We start from the raw sequence: 19,280 nt of genomic DNA, 5'->3' as shown, positions 1-19,280 counted from the left end.
TAAAAACGGCGCGTTGAATAGATGTCCCTGCGCATTGAGCGTATGCTCGATTGCGGCGTTATTGAAGTAGAAGCTATGAGCGACAGCACAAACGGAGCCGCCTCTTCGGCCAACGACAACGCTTCGGGTTCGAAAGGACCTGAAGGAGAAAGCGACGCCGATGACCTGATGGCTGCCCTACGGCTGATCGCCGAGCGGGCTGGAAAGGTGATCCTTCAATACTACGTCGATGCGGAAGAGATTGTCGTCCGGCATAAAGATGATGCCTCTCCGGTCACCGATGCGGACGAAGCGGCGGAGACCTTTATCCTAGGCGCGCTCAATACGCTCACACCGCAAATTCCCGTCGTCTCGGAAGAAGCGGCCTCCGCCGGAGAAATTCCCGATATCGACGGAGACTTTTTCTGGCTGGTTGATCCCCTGGACGGAACCAAAGAGTTTCTGTCCCGTAACGGCGAGTTCACGGTCAATATTGCGCTGATCGAACATGGCATACCGGTAGCCGGCGTCGTTCATGCCCCTGCCCTGGCCATGACCTGGACAGGTGCGGGCGAAAGCACCGCAACCTTTTCTGAAACCGACAATCCTCCCATGCAGATTTCGGTTCGTGAGATACCCGATGAGGGCGCGACGGTTGTGGCCAGTCGACGCCACGGCACTGGCGAAAAGCTGGAGCGGTTTCTCGCCAGCCGAAAAATCAAAGACCGAGTTACGGCCGGTAGTTCACTCAAGTTCTGCCTGGTGGCCAGTGGCCAGGCGGACTTTTACCCACGCTTCGGCCGGACCATGGAGTGGGATACCGCAGCAGGCCACGCCGTGCTACTCGCAGCCGGCGGTGATGTCTGGACCCTGGATAACGAGCCGTTGGACTACGGCAAGCCCGGATTCGAAAACCCTGACTTCATCGCCGAGGGGGTTCACCTGGATGCCGGTTTCGACTCGGGCAGCGTGTCGGACTGACCACAGTCATATTAAATGTTTCCAGGGATGGACGCTAACACCCTGCCGCCCATCGGTCGAAATTTGCACGCCTGAGGCGGCCATTCCCAGTCATTGTCACGATTTTGTGTTGAAACCTGATTTGCCCGGCATCGCTTCAAACGGGAAACTGGGTGCGTCGCCGCATTCCGCGGTGCGTTTGAGAGAGCGAATCACAATACATCCATGTGGCGAATGCCCGTTAGAATGACAGAGTCCCCAAACGGTTTACGGTTCTGCCGGGCAACAATAAATTCAGGAGTGTTTATCCATGTCTTCAAAAAAATCAATCATGCTTGCGTCCAAGAGCCGCCGGTCCGTCATCATGGGCGGTGTAGCATTGGCGTCTGCAGGCCTGCTCAGCGCTTGCGCCAGCGGCAGCAAACATCACAACCCTTGCAATCCTTGCGCAGCCAAGAACCCCTGCAATCCGTGTAATCCCTGCAATCCTTGCGCAGCCAAGAATCCTTGCAACCCCTGCAACCCTTGTGCAGCCAAGAACCCTTGCAATCCCTGCAACCCTTGTGCCGCCAAGAATCCTTGCAACCCCTGCAACCCTTGTGCCGCCAAGAACCCTTGCAATCCGTGTAACCCTTGCGCAGCGAAGAACCCTTGCGCAGCCAGCTAAGAGCTCGATTGCTTTGATTTAAAGCAAGACAATCAGACTCTGACGCGCGTTAGAGCGGTAATAAATGGCGGCGGGCAAATCACAGCCTGCCGCCATTTTTGTTTTTTTATGTTGCATTCTACAATTGCCTCTTGGTCAGACCTATCGAGATCAAAGCTCATATCAAGCTCCTATGCGCAGCATCTTCTTGATCGTGGATCCCGTGTTCGCCGGCTGCTTCACGAGAGCTTTCCGATACGCCAGCATCGCGCTGCGAGCCGCACCTTTCGCTGAATCGGCTGTTCCCCCACCAAATCGCTCCTCATCAATGCCGACCGGTTTTAGGTCTCAATGACGCCGTCAAATTAAGCCAAATTGACGAGACCATAGCCTGGAGTCAGAGGGAGCGAAGGTGCTATTCTGCATCCACGCCTGGAATCGGCGCAGGCTCATCGCTTCGGATAACTTTTGGAAATTGGGTAGGTAAATGACGGCGGATCGTAAAGTCGCACTGGTGACCGGTGCAGGAAGTGGAATCGGCAAACATGCAGCCATGGCGTTGCTCAATGCTGGTTACGCAACGGTTTTGACAGGCCGTCGGCTGCGCCCCCTGGAAGACACGATTAAAGAAGCCGCAGTCACTGACGCACCGGCACTGGCCCTCTCGTGCGACGTCGGCAGTCCAGACGACGTGGCGGGACTTTTTTCGAAAATCGAGCAGAAATTCGGACGCCTTGATGTCCTATTCAACAATGCCGGCACCAACGTACCGCCACTGACCCTCGATGAGATTTCACCGGAACAGTGGCGCACGGTCGTCGATGTGAATCTGACAGGCGCATTCCTCTGCAGCCGTGAAGCCTTCCGGCTCATGAAGCGTCAGGATCCCATGGGTGGCCGTATCATCAACAACGGCTCGATCTCTGCGCAATCACCGCGCCCCGGCTCCGCCCCCTATACCGCAACCAAACACGCCATCACCGGCCTGACTAAGTCCACTTCGCTGGACGGTCGACCGTTCAACATTGCCTGTGGCCAGATCGACATTGGCAATGCGGCAACTGATATGACCACCGCAATGGCCGTCGGTGTGCCTCAGGCCAACGGCACCATGGCGGTCGAACCAACGATGGACGTGAAACATGTTGCTGACGCGGTGGTCCACATGGCTGGCTTACCGCTCGACGTGAACATTCAGTTCGTCACCATCATGGCAACGAAGATGCCGTTGGTCGGCCGGGGATAGCAGGCGCGATCAGCAAGGCGGGGACAAGCAGTTGATCGCAGCTCAACTGGCCGCGCGCAGGACTTCTTTGGCCAGCGCTCGGATTTCACTGGCGGCCTGGCCTCGGGGTTGAAACTCGCCAACGGCGCGTCCCTCAGCGAGGGCTGAGGCAAAGGCAACCCGGTTACCGATCCGAGCCTTGGCAATCTTGGCGCCATAAGTCTGGATCTCAGCGAGCATCTCGTCGATCAGATTAGCCCGTGGCGGCACACGGTTGAGCACGAGTATGGCGGGCACTTTTTCCTGCTGTGCCAACTCCAACGTCGGTTTGGTCGCCCAGACGTCCATCGGCGAGGGCTGAACAGGCACAATCACCAGATTGGCGGAGCGCACGGCAATCTTGGCCTCTGTTTCAGCGTGGGGTGGACTGTCAATCAAGACGATATCGTGATCTCGGGCCAGCTTTTCGACCTCAGCGCGCGAACGCCAGCCTTTCACCGCCGAAACCAGCAATCCGGCACCTGCATCGCCCAGACGCTCGGCACGCAGCCGGTACCACATGGCGAGCGATTGCTGCGGATCGATGTCGACCACAGCTACGGATTTTTTTGCCGCGGTGAAAGCGACCGCGAGATGGGCAGTGATAGTGGTCTTACCGGCGCCGCCTTTTTGCTGTGCAACCGTCAAAATTTTCGCGGCCATGCTGGAGTCCTTCGTTTGCAATCCGACAATATTGTGCAGGTGCGAAATGCGCCGTCAAGGCGGCAAAGCAAGGTTTGAGAATAAATCTTGGCAGTACCTCCACCTGACCGGGAATATTCATCGTTCTAACAACAGAAAGCACGCTTTTGCCAATCGCTCTTTTTGACTAGCGGAGGCTTTTGATTAGACTGCGCCGCCATGTCACAGAAGCAGCCACCATCAATGATCAAGGTCCCCGACCCAGAGGTCTACCGCGCGGCTGCCGCATTGCTGCACCAAGGCGAGGTGGTCGCCTTCCCTACCGAAACAGTCTACGGCCTGGGGGCGGACGCGACCAACGATCGCGCGGCTGCCCGCATTTTCGAAACCAAGGGGCGGCCGAGCTTTAACCCACTGATCGTCCACTTCGAAGATCTTGCAGCCGCGGACCAGGAAGTGGACGTAAACTCCCGGGCCGAAGCCCTGGCCGAGGCCTTCTGGCCGGGGCCCCTGACACTCGTCCTGCCACGTCGACCCGAGTCACGTATCTCTCTACTCTGCAGTGCCGGTCTCCCAACCCTTGCGGTCCGGGTTCCCCGGCATGAAATCGGCCAGAACCTGCTGCGGACTGCGCAACGACCGCTGGCTGCGCCGAGCGCAAACGCTTCAGGCAAAATCAGTCCGACATCGGCTGCCCATGTCGCCGCTTCTCTCGGCAACAGAGTGCCGATGATCCTTGACGGCGGCGACTGCGAGGTAGGTCTGGAATCGACTGTTGTGGATCTCTCCGGCGTGCAGCCCGTAGTTCTACGTCCCGGCGGTATCACACGGGAGCAACTGGAGGCAGTGCTGGGCCCGATCGCCGAGGCCGGTGCGGATAGCGACATCAAATCGCCAGGTATGCTGACCAGTCACTATGCGCCGGCGCTGCCGATCAGACTCAACGCCCGGGAGGTCGGGCAGTCCGAAGCCCTGCTGGCCTTCGGTCCGAATCCGATCGAAGGCGCCGCTGTGACAAAAAACCTCAGTCCCGACGGTGACTTGGGTGAAGCTGCCGCAAGACTCTTCGGGCTGCTTCACCTTTTAGACAAAGAAACTGTCGAAGCCATCGCAGTCATGCCCCTGCCAGAGGTAGGACTGGGGATAGCCATCAACGACCGGCTGCGCCGCGCCGCTGCTCCCAGAGCCCATACCAAGGAGCGCTAACACCAAGGAGCGCTGACAACAAGGAGCGCTGACAACAACGAGCGCTGACAACAACGAGCACAGATAATAGAGCTCTCGCGCGAGAAGACTGGCCCTCGGAGGCCGCAAGCATTAAATTCCAACCCATGAACACAGAAGTTCCGCAACCGCACACCGACAGCCGCCTCGCCGATTTCTTCACCGAACTCGAAAACGCCGTTGGTCCCAAAGCAGTTTTAACCGCTTCCGAAGATCTCGCGCCGCATCTGCAGGAGATGCGCGGCCTTTATCTGGGCGATGCACCTTGCGTCATCAAACCGGGCTCGACGGAAGAAGTCGCCACCGTTGTGAAAATTTGTGCCAGGCACGGCATGGCGGTCGTTCCACAAGGCGGGAACACCGGGCTGGTTGGCGGTGGGATCCCCATCACTTCCGACAAAGCCATCGTCCTGAGCCTGTCACGGATGAACACCGTCCGCGAAATCGACACCGCCAATTACACCATGACCGTGGAAGCTGGCTGCATCCTCCAGAACATCCAGATGGCTGCAGATAAGGCGGACAGGCTTTTCCCCTTGAGTCTGGGTGCTGAAGGCACTTGCCAGATCGGCGGCAACCTCAGCACGAATGCCGGCGGGATCAACGTGCTGCGCTACGGCAATGCACGCGATCTGGTGTTAGGCCTTGAGGTCGTGCTGCCGGACGGTCAAATCTGGCACGGTCTGCGCGCCCTTCGCAAAGACAACACCGGCTACGACCTGAAACACCTCTTCGTTGGTGGCGAAGGTACACTGGGGATCATTACTGCCGCGGTGCTTAAGCTCTTCGCCAAGCCGCGCGACAGAGTGACGGCTTTTGCCGCAGTGCCGACCCCCGCCGCCGCGGTTGAACTGCTCGGCCGCTGCCGAACGATTTCGGGCGAAGCTGTCAGCAGTTTCGAACTTATTCCGCGAATCGGTCTCGCCAACTCGATCAAGCACGTGGCAGGGGTAACGGATCCGCTGGATCAAGCCTACGACTGGTACGTCCTGGTTGACCTTGTCGCCGGCATTGAAGACGGCAGCCTGTCAGAAACCATGATGACCGTGCTGGAAGGCGCTTTGGAAGAAGAGTTGATACTCGACGCCACTGTGGCCGCGAGCGAAACCCAGGCCGCCGCACTTTGGCGCATTCGCGAAGCCATGGTCGAGGCTCAGAAGCACGAAGGCGGCTCGATCAAGCACGATGTCTCAGTTCCGATCTCCAGCGTTCCCGATTTCCTTGAACGCGCCATCGCAGCAGTTTCAGAACGTATCCCCGGTATCCGTCCAGTGCCCTTCGGGCACATCGGCGACGGCAACATCCACTTTAATCTCAGCCAGCCAGTCGGCGCCGACAGGGCAAACTTTCTCGCCCGCTGGGACGAGATGAACGAAGTCGTCCACGATATCGTGGTCAGTCTCGGTGGTTCCATCAGTGCGGAACATGGCATCGGTCGCTTGAAGGTCCAATCCAACGCTCATTACAAGTCGGCCGTCGAAATCGAACTGATGAAAAAGATCAAAGCGGCGCTGGATCCGGAGGGACTCATGAACCCTCACAAGGTCGTGGACTGAACTGGAGATTGTAGTCTCCCCACCATTTGTTGACTTCAATCATCGGAACAAGCTGACTAAAGTTCACGTCACAAGAACAAAAACAAATTACCTGGGGAGGAAATATCGTGAAAAAACTCTGCCTTTTTGTGGCCTTCTCGGCCTGCGCTGTCCTGGCATCGGCAAACCTGCAGGCGGAACAGTTGAAGCAGCCGCTTGCGGCGACACAGGCCATCGACCTGACTCAAAAAATGCACGAAGGCATGCCCTTCTGGCCTGGTGGCGTTCCTTTCACGATGCATCGTCTGGTGGACTACGATCAAGGTTATCAACTGCATAAATTCGAGGTCGGCGAAAACACCGGCACTCACGTCGATGCACCGTCTCACTTCATCAAAGGCAAGCAGTCGATCGACCAGATCCCGCTTTCGAACCTGATCGTACCCGCGGTGATGATCGACATTCAGGACAAGGTCACCGGCAATCCGGATTATGAATTGACTCCATCCGACATTGAGGCTTGGGAAGCCGCGAACGGTAAGATTCCCGCCAATGCGCTCGTCGTTCTCAACACCGGCTGGCACAAGCGCTTTTCCGACTCTGAGCGCTACATCAACATGGATGACTCCAAGGTAATGCACTTTCCGGGTTATCATCCCGACAGCGCGAAACTGCTGCTCGAACGAGACGTTGCCGGGGTCGGCATCGATACATTGAGCCTGGATTTTGGAGGCTCGAAGACCTTCGCTTTCCATGTAGCGATGCTGAAGGCCAATAAGTATCAAATCGAAAACATGGGAAATTTAGATGCTCTGCCTGCTACGGGCGCAACGGTCGTGGTCGGCGTACTGCCCGTCCAGGGCGGAAGTCAGGCCCAGGCTAGGATAATCGCGCTCTTACCGTAGAATCTGATTGTTTTTCACTGGAACAGAAACACGTGAATGAGCCTCCATTTTACGAGATCTGAGGTTCATTCACGTTCTTGATCAGAGCGATCAAAGAAAACCCTCTGATGACAGCCGCGTCCGAAGGGCCTCGGCCAGTTGGCGCCTACGGATGGGCTTATTCAGCAGCACCTCGCCCTTTTCTAGCAAAGCGTGGCGATTGGCCGCCAACGCAGGATAACCAGACATGAACATGAAGCGAAGATCGGGATAGGCTTTCTGGGCTTGCTCGGCAAATTCCGGTCCGCTGATACCACCCGGCAATACGACATCCGAAAGCACCAGGTCCACTGAGTCTCGGGCCGTCAAGACAGCCTGTGCCGCTGCAGCGTCAGGCACGCCAATCGCCCGATAGTCCAACCCCTCCAGCATCCGTACTGTCAGAGTGCGAACATCGGGGTTGTCCTCGACCACCAGAACGACCTCCCCCCGACCCTTTGGAAGCTGGTGCTTTTCAACCGTTTCCGCTGGGTTCAATACATCCTCAGCCCTCGGCAGATAGAGCTTTACGGTCGTACCTCGGTTCTGTTCGCTATAGATCGTTACGTGGCCTCCCGACTGCTGGGCAAAACCATAGATCATCGAGAGACCCAATCCGCTGCCCTGGCCCACCTCTTTGGTGGTGAAGAAGGGCTCAAAGGCATGGGTACGCACCTCTTCCGTCATGCCACTCCCTTCGTCGCTCACCGCCAGCACAACATAGTCTCCAGCATTCATCTCGGGGATTTCGGCCAAATCACCGGCATCCAAGTGGACATTGATGCAGTCGATTGTCAGCTTCCCGCCTCCCCGCATGGCATCGCGAGCGTTGATCGCCAGATTCAAAAGTGCATTTTCAACCTGCCCCGGATCGGCGGATGCACTCCATAGATTCTCAATCGCAGCAATATCCACCTCGCAAGCCTCACCGAGAGTCCTGTTCAGCAGGTCCTTCATACCGGTTGCCAAGGCGCCAATATCGATCACCTGTGGACTCAATGGCTGCTGTCGCGAAAAGGCCAACAGGCGTTGGGTCAGTTCTGCTCCCATTGAGACGGCTCTTAAGATTGGTTCCGTCAAGGGTGTGTCCCCGCCAATTTCATCTATCAGGAATTCCATGTTGCCCTGGATCACGGCCAGCAGATTGTTGAAATCATGTGCCACGCCGCCAGTCAGTTGACCTACCGCCTCCATCTTTTGGGCTTGGTGAAGTCGCTGCTCGGCAACCTTGATGTCGGTGATGTCGCTCGTGATTGAACAAACGCCGACGACACCCCCTCCTTCGTCCCTCAAGGGGAACTTGGTGTTCCAGGAATGGCGGATCTTGCCGTCGAGTTCCTCGCGAACTTCCTGCTGCAGTGACTGTCCGCTCGCAATGACTTCCCGGTCGGCATCCATATAAATTGCTGCAATCTCTTCAGGTAGAAAGTCGCGTGTCGTGCGGCCATTAAAGCCTTTCGACTTTCCCTCGAAGATCTCGGCGATGTTCTGGCTGGCGGCCATGAAGCGTCCCTCCAGATCTTTGAGGACGATTTCGACTGGCGAGTTTTCCAGGATACCTCTCAGCCAGGCATCACGTTCGCGAAGTTTTTTTTCAGCGCGCTGCCGCTCAGCAATTTCATCACGCAGTTTCCGATTGGCCGCCTGCAGTTCGGCCGTGCGTTCCTCAACGCGCCGCTCGAGATCACTATAGGCTCTTTCGAGTTCCGCTTCGGTTTCCTTGCGTTCAGTGATGTCCTGCACAGTGCCGATCTGCTCGATCGCGTGGCCGGCAGCATCCTCAATACTCTCGCCGATCTCAATGACATGGCGGACTTCACCGTCCGGCCTAACGATGCGGTACTCGATCTCGTAGTCGATCCCCTCCTTATCGTAACGTTGAAATTCAGCAGCCACACGTGCCCGGTCTTCCGGGTGAATTACCCGCTCCATTTGGACATCAAGAAGCGCCGGTGCTTCGGTCCATTTCACACCATGGATGCGTGCATATTCCTCGGAGCAGGAAATCAGGCGGTTGCCTGGCACATCCCAGCGCCAACTGCCGATCTTAGCTTGGCGTTGCGCACGGCTCAGAGCAGCTTCACTTAGGCGCAACGCCTGTTCCGTATCTTTCAATTCGGTTATGTCTTGCAAGATCCCTACCCAAACATTTCGCGGACCACCTTCGGGTGTCCGCTCGCCAACTTCTTGGAAATGGCGGTAGGTTCCATCCGATATTTTTTCGCGAAACTCCACAGCGTATCGGTCGCCGGCCGCCATAGCTGCATTGATACTTTTCACATAGTGTTCGTTGTCGTCAGGATGAAGAAAAGCCGTCACCCCCGGTCCCTTGGCCCGGGTCGCCATGTATTCATCGACCGTCAAACCGAACAGCAACGCAAGCTCCTCGGAACAGTAAGTGCATTCGTCCGCAGTATCATCCCAGACCCACGCACCCAAACGAGCCGCCCGCATCGCCTGCTTTAGCAAGGCCTCGCTTTGCTTGAGCGCCTCTTCCGAAAGCTTTTGCTGCGTGATGTCCTGAATAATCCCGACCGAGCGGATTACTGCGCCATTTTGGTCGAATACAGGCTCCGCCTTTTCCCTGACCGTAAGATAACTGTCACCTGGTTGATGTAATCGGTAATTGATGTCAAAACCTTCGCCACTAGTTCGGAGTTTTCTGCAGAGCTCCTGATAGCGCGGCCGGTCCTCGGGGTGCACCCACTCCAGTTCTGCTTCGGAAGAAGATGCACGCAGAAGATACTCCTGTACCGAGAAGCCGTACATTCGTGCCAGTTCCTCGGAGCAGTAAGTGCAGCAATCTTCCACCTCGTCCCATTCCCAATGCCCCAGCTTGGCAAGACGTTCTGTTTCTCTGAACAGATTTTGGGTTTTTGTTGCTGTCGGTTCGAGTGCCAATCCAGCCTGGTCCAGATCCGAAACAGGGACCAGTGCCACGAGCGCTTTGCCTCGGCGTTCGATTGTTATCTGCTCTCCCTCGTCGGACACCCGTCGCAAGATCTCGGCGAACTTAGTCCGCGCTTCGGTAATTCCGATAGATTTCAAATTTCCCTCTCCCGCTCTGTCCGAAATCTATACGCCGTGCTAATCCGGACGGAGTGAAGATGAAAACGCCTCGTCCTAAGGGCAGTCCCTAAACGATTTCCAATCAAGCCGCTTCCTGGTGGAGGACAGCACGCAGTTCCTGCAGCCGAAAGGGCTTTGCTAAGTAGGTCACAACCAATCCCTTCGCAGTGCCCAGCTTCGCTGCCATCTTGGCATAAAGGGGATTGAATCCGGACGCCACTACGATTCTGGCGGTTACCCGGCGATCAACCAGCCATTGTAGAAGTTGGATACCATCTGTGTCGGGCATGACCATATCGAGAACAATGACGGTCGGATGAAAGCTGTCAAAAGCCTCCATAAACTGGACAGCTTCCGTTGCCACACAGACATCGTAACCAGCACCAACTCCGACCCGTCGCACAAGTTCTGCAAGATCCCGGTTGTCATCGATGACGAGAAGACGCTTTTCGATCATCACCTACCCTCCGTGTTATCTTGAAACTGCTGCCTTAGAAAAACCGCCAAATCCGCCCGACGGTAAGGTTTGTCGATCAAGGTCACGTCAGCATCAAGAACGCCGTTGTGAATAGTCGCGTTTTCCGTGTAGCCCGAAGTGTAGAGCACCTTAATCTTCGGCCGTAACGCCACCGCTTGCTTTGCAAGGACAACACCATTCATCCCGTGCGGCAGTACAACATCGGTGAACAGCAGATCAGCCTGCTTGCCTTCACGCAGTATCTTGAGCGCCGTGACTCCATCGCCGGCCTCCCGAACTCTGTAGCCGAGGCTAGAGATCATGGTGACGGCCAAACGCCTAAGTTCGGCATCGTCCTCTACAATCAACACCGCCTCGCCATCACCCAGTGGCGCATCTCCAGTCTTCACCTTGGCTGGAGCGCAGTGTTCAGTCGAACCGCTTGCAGGCAGGAAAAGTTTGACAGTCGTCCCTTCCGCTTGCTCGCTGTAGATCACCACATGTCCGCCCGACTGCTTGACGAAACCGTGCACCATGCTCAACCCGAGGCCGCTGCCTTTGCCGACTTCCTTTGTTGTAAAAAACGGCTCAAACGCCTGGTCAAGAATCTCCGGCTCCATACCAACTCCCGTATCGGAAACGGCCAGTTGGACATAGCGTCCGGATAAAACTTCCTCGAATCGTTCGGCATACTCCTGATCAAGCTCCACGTTGCTGGTCTCAATCGTTAAGCGTCCGCCGTCGGGCATGGCATCGCTCGCGTTCAAGGAAAGATTGAGCAGCGCAGTTTGAAGTTGTGTGTGATCTATTTCGATCGACCAAACGTCTGCCCCTGGAATCGTCTCGATGCTTATGGTTTCACCGATTGTCCGCTTCAGCATGGTGGTCATCTCGGCCAGATGGGTATTAAGATCGGTCACCTTAGGCTGCAGCGCCTGCCTGCGGGAAAAAGCCAGCAATCGATTCGTCAACTCAGCACCACGCAGCGCGGATTTAAGTGCCGTTGCAATGAGCTCAGTCTTGTCCGGTTCATCCTTTGATTCTTCCGCCAGAAACTCCAAATTACCGATAATAACGCCGAGTAAATTATTGAAATCGTGCGCAATTCCGCCAGTCAGCTGGCCGACCGCTTCCATTTTCTGCGCTTGACGTAGCTTTTCTTCGGTCTCCAAGCGGTCGGTGACATCGGTTAAAATTGCGGCTATGCCACCGCCGGGGAGGTAGGTGCGATTGACCTCTATTGTTCGCCCCTTGGCAGAAGAAATCGTCTCCAGTGTCTTTGCTCTGCCACTCTTGATCAATTCGATGTGTTGACCTGCTTGCTGGTCGGGATCACCCGGCCCGAAAATGCCTTTCTTGGCCATCACATAATAGGCATCGAAAAGCGGATAACCCTGCTCCAGGCATTCTTTTGGAAAAACACCCATATTCTCGAAAGCGGAATTCCACGCGATCAATTTGTACTCGGCGTCAAAAACCTGGACGCCCTGGCTGATCGAATTCAACGCCGTGTCGAGCAAACTACCACCCGCACCTAATTTCAAATCGACTTCGCGTACCATTCTTTCGCAACTTCCGAATGTCTATTTTAACATAAATGCCTTTGTTTAAGGTTCGTAAATGCCATTGCCTTCCCGTCACAAAATTATGCGACCACTCCTCACAAAGATCGTCGCCACACTGATACTTTCGACAGTTAACTCATTTGAAAACCCCTGCACCAGAAAGTACAGCTCCCCAACAAGTCAATCTCTAGATGCAGATACGCAGAACAATATCTACAAAATAGATAATTCTGCACAGTACTACCGGCGACTGCAGAAATAAGCATCAGAAATCAACTCAACATTGATGTAATAAAAATAGCACAAATTTATAAACTGCGTACAAAGAATATAAATTTTACAACTTTAACGACGAATCTATATATATAAATCTATAATAACGATATCATTTCAGTATTTATATGTAGAAATTCTAACGTTGCGAGCGGTTAACCATACTTAAGCACGCAAGAAGTACTCGAGGATGAATACTTTGTGGGACTGGTTGCACAGCCAGCCTCGTCTCAAGTGAGGAAACAAGCGCATGTAAGAAACCCTTGAGTCTGGCAAGAGCACTTGAAGGCGCACTTACCTGTCTGGGGAAAAGCTTACTATTTGGGTCAAGACCCTATAGCGCCTCAAAAAACAGCACCGAGCGCTCACCGATCCAGATGGCGGCGATGGCGACGCAGGGAAGCGCAAGCGCGCCACGCACCAAAGTCATACGGGTCGGCAGATATTTTGCCAGAGCCCAAAGACATGGCCAGACTACGAGCGCGATCGCCACTTGACCAACCTCGACACCGACATTGAAGGCCAGCAAGCTCTGCCAGATATTAGGCGCATCCAGTTGTAGGATCTCGCGCAGCACGAAAGAGAACCCCAGACCGTGCAGCAATCCGATCAGCGACGTGATCGCTATCGTGCCTGCGTGCTGTTGTTTACTGATCGCAATCACCGCCGCATAGACGATCGAAAGGGCGATGCCGGTTTCGACCAGGGGCACGAACCAATCGGCCTTAGGCGCAAAACCGAAAAACCCGAGGGCCAGGGTCACGCTGTGACCAACGGTAAAGCCGGTGATACGCCAAAGCAGATCCTTCAACAGGGTCGCGCCAAGCACGAGGCAGAAGACAAAGAGAACGTGATCCGTACCTTCCAGGATGTGTCGCACGCCCTCCTTGACAAAGGTGAAGAACGCTTCAAACAGTGAGCGCGATACTTCCAGCGGTTCCGCCATCAGGCCGCGAACCCTAAAGATCAGTGGATCGCCCGCACCGTGAATCAACACGAGGTTCGCGGTGTCCTCCTGTCCAGGCAACCCAGGATCCAGTGTGCTCTCGATTGTGTAGCTTTCAAGCGATTCGGGCGCGCGATAGATGATCTCCACATCGACGATGGTGTCGCCGACATAGGTCGCTTCGAAATCGTCTGGATAGACTTCGCCCTTTAGTGCGGTATCAGCTTCTTCAAGCGTGGCGAAAGGAACCTGCTTTAGGGCGGGATAAGCCCGCAACCGACCGATTTCCGGGACCAGCGCCCGCCCCTCACTGCGAAAAATGTGGCCTTCTGCAATCAGGCTCGCCAGTCCCCCAGGATCGCGCCGCAGAGCTTCTGCGTCGAGGTAATGGACAAGAACCTCATCTTCAGTGCTGTTGGTCGAATAAGGTGCCGGTGCCCGCGAACCATCCGCCTGTTCCGGCCCGAGCTTATCGGCAATCAGATAGGCCATGGGCAGACGGATCAATACTCGCAGGTCATCCGCACGCTCCTCGACATGGATAATCCGGATATTGACGTTGAGATTGAAATGTGCGGCCGCCGTCCCTGCCAACCCGGCAACCAGCGCAAACAGCAACGTAAGGCGGGTGGGGCGCCAAGCGCACCACCCATCTGCCGAACATAAGATCCTACTCAGGACCATCTGGAGACACGAAACCGGGGGTCAGTTTTTGACCATGTTGTTCGAGCCGAAATAGTAGACGTGGCCTGACTTTCCATCCAGGTCTGCCGCCGCGATCTCGATCGAAGGCTTGTCCAGCTTGGTGTTCGAATGGCTATCCACCCACTCGGTCGCCGGTTGCAGGGTCGATGTAAAAAAAGTCGTTTCCGGCACCAGATAGTGATGCGGAATGGCAAGCTTTGCACCCACCTTGGCAACCACGGAATCGGCCTGCTGGTAATCGAAAATATGCCGGGATCCGTCGACCGGCACGAAGATCACATCTACCTGACCGATCTGGTCCCAGACTTCCTGCGGCGGGTTTGGACGATTGTCGCCCCACATCAGGAATTTCATGCCGCCGGTTTCGATCACGAACATGGTGTTGTCGAAATGGCGGGCATTTGTCGGCGGACAGACATTGTCCCGGCCCTCGAACTGTTTGACCGCGTCGGTCCAGGCAACAATGCCGGGAGCCACGCACTGGTGCTTGTCGGCGATACCGGTAATCTTGACGTCACCAAGCTGGAAGCTGCCCGCCATCCGGTCGAGCAGCATGTTCGCATCGAGTTTGTCGATGGCATCATGATCGAAATGCGCGTGGGTCGACATACCAATGTCGACCTCGACTTTCGGGAAGTCCAGGCGATACCAAAGCCCCCAGGCGCCAGACGGATCGTTCCGCCAGGGGTCCACCATCACGGTGATGCCGCGCGGCGAGGTGATCTGGAAGGCGGAGTTGCTGTAAAAGGCGACACCAACTTTGCCACTGTCCGCCTGGACGCCACCTTCATTCTGCACCTGGATGATACGGTTATGGTTCTTCCCTGATTTCCAGGTGTCCAGCCCGGTTCCCAGTGCTGACAAAGCACCGAACGAGACGCCAGCCAGCACAATGGCGCTGATCGTCCCAAACTTCAATTTGTCACGCATAGTTTCCCCTACCTCCTTGCAACGTTTTTTACGAGCAGACGCTCTTACCGTAAGGATAACAGGTGGGCTGATTCGGAAACAGATTGGGAAACCTGGGGGATACTATGGGGGAAATCCCCATATTAAGGCATTTACCGCGCACACGAAATACGCACAGACACCAACGCCTCGAATACCGGTTTTCAATGCAGCGAGGAGAGATAGCTGCGCAGATTGACCTTCACGCTGTTGAGGCCGACTTTCTTGCGAATGTTGTTGCGGTGAAAGTCGACGGTGCTGGTGGCCACGGTCAGAAGTTCAGCGATCTCCTTCGTCGTCTTCCCCTGCATGATTAACTTGGCGATCTCAACCTCGGTAGGCGTGAGTCGGGAAAACTTCGATGACAAACGGCTCGCAAAAGGTTCGGTAATGGCGTTCAAGTTGGTCTCAAGGATAGCCAGATACGAGCGGTTCCGTTCATTGGCCGTGCCGCGTTTCAGTTTCTCAAGATAGGGCAAAACCAGCTCTTCGAGGTTCCAGAGGATCTTTTCCTCGAAGTCACCGCGTGAGTCTTCGACACGCTGTAACAACACCTTCAGCGCCGTGTTGGTATCTTCCAGCTCAGCCTCGCGTTTCAGCAGCGCTTTCTCAGCTCGCCTCCGGCTGGCGATTTCCTTCTTCAACCCCTCGTTCGTCGCCGCAAGTTCCCGCGTCCGTGCTTCGACACGGGTTTCCAACTCATCGTGTGCCTGTCGTAGTTCACCCTGCACACGTTTGCGCTCGGCTATTTCCATCAGGAATTTCAGATCGCTGTCGACCACCTCCTTGAATTCGGACAGCAGATCGGCGTAGGCCACGGCCTTTTCGTTCTCCTTACTGTCCAGCACACAAATGGTGCCGAAGAGCGTCCCATCGGGCCATGTCAGGGGAAGTCCGAGATAGAACAGCATGTTGTGTTTGAGATCGGGATTTTGATCCCATTCCGGGTCCAGGCGGGCATTGCGCACGACCAGCAGATCGCGTGACTCCATGACCGTGTCGCAGTAGAGGCCGGTGTTCAGATCAAAGGACTGATCAGGCTCGTAGGGGTTGCCTTCGCCGGCCGAACTGACGAACACCATATGCTTCGGATCGGCCCGCTTCATGATCAGGCCGGCAGGCACGGTCAGCAGACGCGCAAGAATATCGACCACACGCTGCCACTTGGCGATCATCTCGTCGGGAATTTGCGGTTTACTGTCCGGCATAACGACCCGTCGCTCGAAAACTCTAACCTTGTCCACCGTTAGCGTCGCAGAGTGAGAGATTTTTTCAAGCAGTCTGTTTTCGAGTGACCTATTTTCGACGGGACGGCGGCGCCGTCGTTCCCCGCACGAGCAGTCCCACCTCCAGTTCAGTCGAATCCGGCATCGGCACATCACTCAACCTAGCCAGCAGGTACTCGGCTGCCCGGCGCCCCATTTCGCCGGCAGGCACATGAAGTGTGGTCAGCGATGGCTGCAGGTGAGAGGTCAGCGGCAGGTCATCGAAGCCGGTGATCGAGATTTCTCCCGGCACCGGCACGCCACGGGACTGACATTCGAGCAGTGCCCCCAGGGCCAATACGTCGTTGCCGCAGATTACCGCGGTCGGCGGCACGTCCTGGGTCAGCAACTGGCGCATGGCACTGCGGCCCTCGGCTACATCGTAGGCTTTCTCCAGGTAATATTCGGGCAGCAGCGCGAGGCCGCGCTCCTCCAGCGCTTCACGCACGCCAAGCGCGCGTTCGGTCGCCCGGTCATTGCCTTCAGTGATTCCAACTACCAGTGCAATCGCCTGATGGCCGATGTCAATCAGATAGCTGGCGGCACGCTTGGCCGCCAGACGATTGTCAAACCCCACGCAAGGCTTGGCACCGGATCGGTCGAAGGCCCAGGTATGAACATAGGGGAGCTCCATCTTGTCGAGCCGCTCGTAAAGCTTGGGTGTATGCAGACAGCCGACCAGGAGCAGTGCATCCACTCCTCGAGTCAGCAGCGCATCCACGTGCCGGACCTCTTCTTCGAGATCATAATCGAAGCTGGCCAGCAGCAGCGTGAAGTTGTCCGAGTGCAGGCGATGTTGAAAGGCCTGAACCCCGCGCGCGAAGATCGCATTGTCGAGTGTAGGAATCACGGCACCAATGGTTCTGGTTCGCTGCGACGCCAGGGCACGGGCGGCGCCGTGCGGCACGTAGCCGAGAGCTGCAATGGCCGCCTCGATCTTTTCTCGGCGCTGCGGCCTGACAAGTTCCGGCATGTTGAGATAACGCGACACGCTCGCCGTGGACACCCCTGCTTCTCGGGCAACGTCTTCTAGAGTGGGGGCTTTCGCGGTCACGGTTAGTAAGCGCTTTCTTTTGTTTGTATTTTCTCGGCGTTCCGGCCGTTCGCAAAGGTCCAGCAGGACTGCTGCGTTACCGCTGCTTTTGCGTAGAAATCCTGCAGACAATCGGGCATCAAAACTTTATGGACTTGACTTGCGAATGACAACAATGGTTTAGTTAAAAAAATGTAAGCGCTTACATTTAACAAAAACCGAGTCACTCTCTTTATGACGGGAATTGGCTCGGTACCGGAGGAAAGCATGTCGAAACCAGACGCTGCGGGCAGCGAACAAGATGCGCCCTCACAGAGCAGGCCACCGAACAAAAGCGATGGACGATGGGCGCTCCTGGTATCGGCAGCTTTTTTCTGCGTTTACGCACTGAATGTGCTGAGCGGAAAACTATCAACCGCCACAGACGTGAACATTCCAATCAATCTCGGTGACGTGGGCGAGTTCCTCACTCTCATCGCCGCAGCCATCTGCTTCGTGATTGCAGCTCTGCAACGCGAAGCGGCCAACTGACCCGGTCCGCCAACACATGGCATACGGGTCCAAAAAAATCGACTCCCAGGGAGGAAACTGATGTCGAACGAAGAAAACCCGCAATCCAATTCGAAACAGGAAACACCGCGTTCGCTTGAGCGCCGCCGCTTTTTTGAAACCGCCGCCAAGTTCGGTTTTACCACGGCACTGGTAGCCGGCGCGGCCGGCACGCTGATGTCGTCGGAAGCCCTGGCCCAGACCGCCAAGGAAGAAGGCGATCGGAAAAAAGCCGCCAAACATACAATGACCATCGCGACCGCCTATATTCTGGGCGCCTCGCGCAGCTATCCAATCATGCAGTTGGACTTCAAGGAGAACATCCAAAACCTGACCAACGGACAGGTTTATGTGAAACTGGCTCCGGGCGGACAGCTTGGCGCAGGCGGTGCACTGGCCCAGAAAGTTCAGGCAGGCACTATCCAGGCCGCACAGCACTCGCTGTCCAACTTTGCGCCTTTCGCACCGGCCGTCGATCTGATCAACGTCCCCTACTGGTGCGGTGAGAACCAGAAGTTCATCAACCTGGTGACTTCGGATGCCTGGAAAAGTGAAATCAATCCCAAGGTCGAAGCCAAGGGCTTCAAGCCACTTTGGTATGTTTGCATCGACCCACGCGTTGTCGCGTTGCGTAAAGGTGGTGACGGACCAATCAAGACGCCGGATCAGATGAGTGGCATCAAGTTCCGTGTTCCAGGCTCCAAGATCCTGCAGCAGTTCTACCGCCTGCTGGGCGCCAACCCGACGCCGGTCGCCTGGGGTGAGACGCCCTCCGCAATCAAGCAAGGCGTTGCCGACGCATTGGATCCCTCGGTCGAGGCGCTGAACGTCTTCGGCTTCAAGGACATTCTCTCCTGGGTCACCTTCAACCGCTCGGTACCGGATTCACAGGTCTATTCCTGTAATCTCGAGTGGTTCAACTCAATGCCAGGAGACATCCAGGAAAGCATCGAGTTCGCCAGCGATATCACTTCGCAACAGAACCTGGCCAAGGTTCCGGGTGCACGCGCCTACGCCATGGCGGAGCTTTCCAAAGCCGGTGTGCAGTTCTATGCACCCAACGACTCGGAAATGGAACAGTGGGTCGCCAAGGCCGGACATCAGCTCTCGGACTGGGATGCCATCAAGACCGAGCTGGCTGGTTCCAAGGCTACGTTCGACAAGCTGCTCGAAGCCGCCAACACGCAGGGCCGTCTCTACGTCCACGACGTCTGATTTGACCTATGCGCTTTCGGCCGGCGGCCTCCCCTTCTTTGGGAAGGCAACGCCGCCGGCCGGCTTTCTTTAGAATGAAGCT

The 19,280-nt window shown here is 56.0% G+C and carries 15 protein-coding genes; 7 read left to right on the top strand and 8 right to left on the bottom strand.

Going from position 1 to position 19,280, the window contains the following annotated elements; all coding sequences use genetic code 11:
• Positions 1 to 21: 21 nt before the first annotated feature.
• Positions 22 to 960 (top strand): 3'(2'),5'-bisphosphate nucleotidase CysQ, encoded by a 939-nt coding sequence (cysQ, locus tag QMZ18_RS15015; RefSeq protein ID WP_282607121.1) that lies wholly within the window; start codon positions 22 to 24, stop codon positions 958 to 960.
• Between the two features lie 1,112 nt (positions 961 to 2,072).
• Positions 2,073 to 2,831 carry an SDR family oxidoreductase gene (locus tag QMZ18_RS15010; RefSeq protein ID WP_282607120.1) on the top strand — a complete coding sequence of 253 codons (759 nt, stop codon included), beginning with the start codon at positions 2,073 to 2,075 and terminating at the stop codon, positions 2,829 to 2,831.
• Between the two features lie 42 nt (positions 2,832 to 2,873).
• Here the strand turns inward: QMZ18_RS15010 and parA are convergent, their stop codons facing one another.
• Positions 2,874 to 3,512 (bottom strand): ParA family partition ATPase, encoded by a 639-nt coding sequence (gene parA, locus QMZ18_RS15005; RefSeq protein WP_282607119.1) that lies wholly within the window; start codon positions 3,510 to 3,512, stop codon positions 2,874 to 2,876.
• A gap of 222 nt (positions 3,513 to 3,734) precedes the next feature.
• Between parA and QMZ18_RS15000 the strand changes: the two genes are divergently transcribed.
• From QMZ18_RS15000 to QMZ18_RS14990, 3 genes are all read left to right on the top strand, one after another.
• Positions 3,735 to 4,697 carry an L-threonylcarbamoyladenylate synthase gene (locus tag QMZ18_RS15000; protein WP_282607118.1) on the top strand — a complete coding sequence of 321 codons (963 nt, stop codon included), beginning with the start codon at positions 3,735 to 3,737 and terminating at the stop codon, positions 4,695 to 4,697.
• A 125-nt stretch (positions 4,698 to 4,822) separates the two neighbouring features.
• Positions 4,823 to 6,271 (top strand): FAD-binding oxidoreductase, encoded by a 1,449-nt coding sequence (locus QMZ18_RS14995; protein WP_282607117.1) that lies wholly within the window; start codon positions 4,823 to 4,825, stop codon positions 6,269 to 6,271.
• A 107-nt stretch (positions 6,272 to 6,378) separates the two neighbouring features.
• Positions 6,379 to 7,155, top strand: a complete 777-nt coding sequence (locus QMZ18_RS14990) for a cyclase family protein (protein WP_282607116.1) — start codon at positions 6,379 to 6,381, stop codon at positions 7,153 to 7,155.
• Between the two features lie 90 nt (positions 7,156 to 7,245).
• Here QMZ18_RS14990 and QMZ18_RS14985 read toward each other — a convergent pair whose 3' ends face one another.
• The 7 genes from QMZ18_RS14985 to QMZ18_RS14955 all read right to left on the bottom strand — a co-directional run bounded on the left by QMZ18_RS14985 (position 7,246) and on the right by QMZ18_RS14955 (position 17,455).
• Entirely contained in the window at positions 7,246 to 10,221 is a 2,976-nt protein-coding gene (locus QMZ18_RS14985; protein ID WP_282607115.1) for a type II toxin-antitoxin system prevent-host-death family antitoxin, read from the bottom strand.
• 103 nt (positions 10,222 to 10,324) lie between these two features.
• Positions 10,325 to 10,699, bottom strand: coding sequence for a response regulator (locus QMZ18_RS14980; protein WP_282607114.1), 375 nt, complete (start codon positions 10,697 to 10,699; stop codon positions 10,325 to 10,327).
• Positions 10,699 to 12,261, bottom strand: coding sequence for a PAS-domain containing protein (locus tag QMZ18_RS14975; RefSeq protein ID WP_282607113.1), 1,563 nt, complete (start codon positions 12,259 to 12,261; stop codon positions 10,699 to 10,701). The genes QMZ18_RS14980 and QMZ18_RS14975 overlap by 1 nt, the downstream gene beginning before the upstream one ends.
• Positions 12,262 to 12,871: 610 nt before the next feature.
• The gene (locus QMZ18_RS14970) at positions 12,872 to 14,167 is read right to left on the bottom strand and encodes a HupE/UreJ family protein (protein WP_282607112.1); all 1,296 of its coding nucleotides are present in this window, start codon (positions 14,165 to 14,167) and stop codon (positions 12,872 to 12,874) included.
• Between the two features lie 21 nt (positions 14,168 to 14,188).
• A complete protein-coding gene (locus QMZ18_RS14965) occupies positions 14,189 to 15,118 on the bottom strand; it encodes an MBL fold metallo-hydrolase (protein WP_282607111.1) in 930 nt (309 codons plus the stop codon).
• 182 nt (positions 15,119 to 15,300) lie between these two features.
• Positions 15,301 to 16,344: a LuxR C-terminal-related transcriptional regulator gene (locus QMZ18_RS14960; RefSeq protein ID WP_282607110.1), complete on the bottom strand. Its 1,044-nt coding sequence runs from the start codon at positions 16,342 to 16,344 to the stop codon at positions 15,301 to 15,303.
• Positions 16,345 to 16,432: 88 nt separating this feature from the next.
• Entirely contained in the window at positions 16,433 to 17,455 is a 1,023-nt protein-coding gene (locus tag QMZ18_RS14955; protein ID WP_282607390.1) for a LacI family DNA-binding transcriptional regulator, read from the bottom strand.
• Between the two features lie 246 nt (positions 17,456 to 17,701).
• Between QMZ18_RS14955 and QMZ18_RS14950 the strand changes: the two genes are divergently transcribed.
• Complete coding sequence (locus QMZ18_RS14950; RefSeq protein WP_282607109.1) at positions 17,702 to 17,965, top strand: hypothetical protein; 264 nt, start codon at positions 17,702 to 17,704, stop codon at positions 17,963 to 17,965.
• Positions 17,966 to 18,025: 60 nt separating this feature from the next.
• A complete protein-coding gene (locus QMZ18_RS14945; RefSeq protein ID WP_282607108.1) occupies positions 18,026 to 19,198 on the top strand; it encodes a TRAP transporter substrate-binding protein in 1,173 nt (390 codons plus the stop codon).
• Positions 19,199 to 19,280 lie beyond the last annotated feature (82 nt).

Source organism: Pelagibius sp. Alg239-R121 (genome assembly GCF_947331435.1).
Classification (GTDB): domain Bacteria; phylum Pseudomonadota; class Alphaproteobacteria; order Kiloniellales; family Kiloniellaceae; genus Denitrobaculum.
The sequence above is the reverse complement of the archived record's forward strand: the minus strand, read 5'-3'. Positions and strand labels throughout refer to the sequence as shown.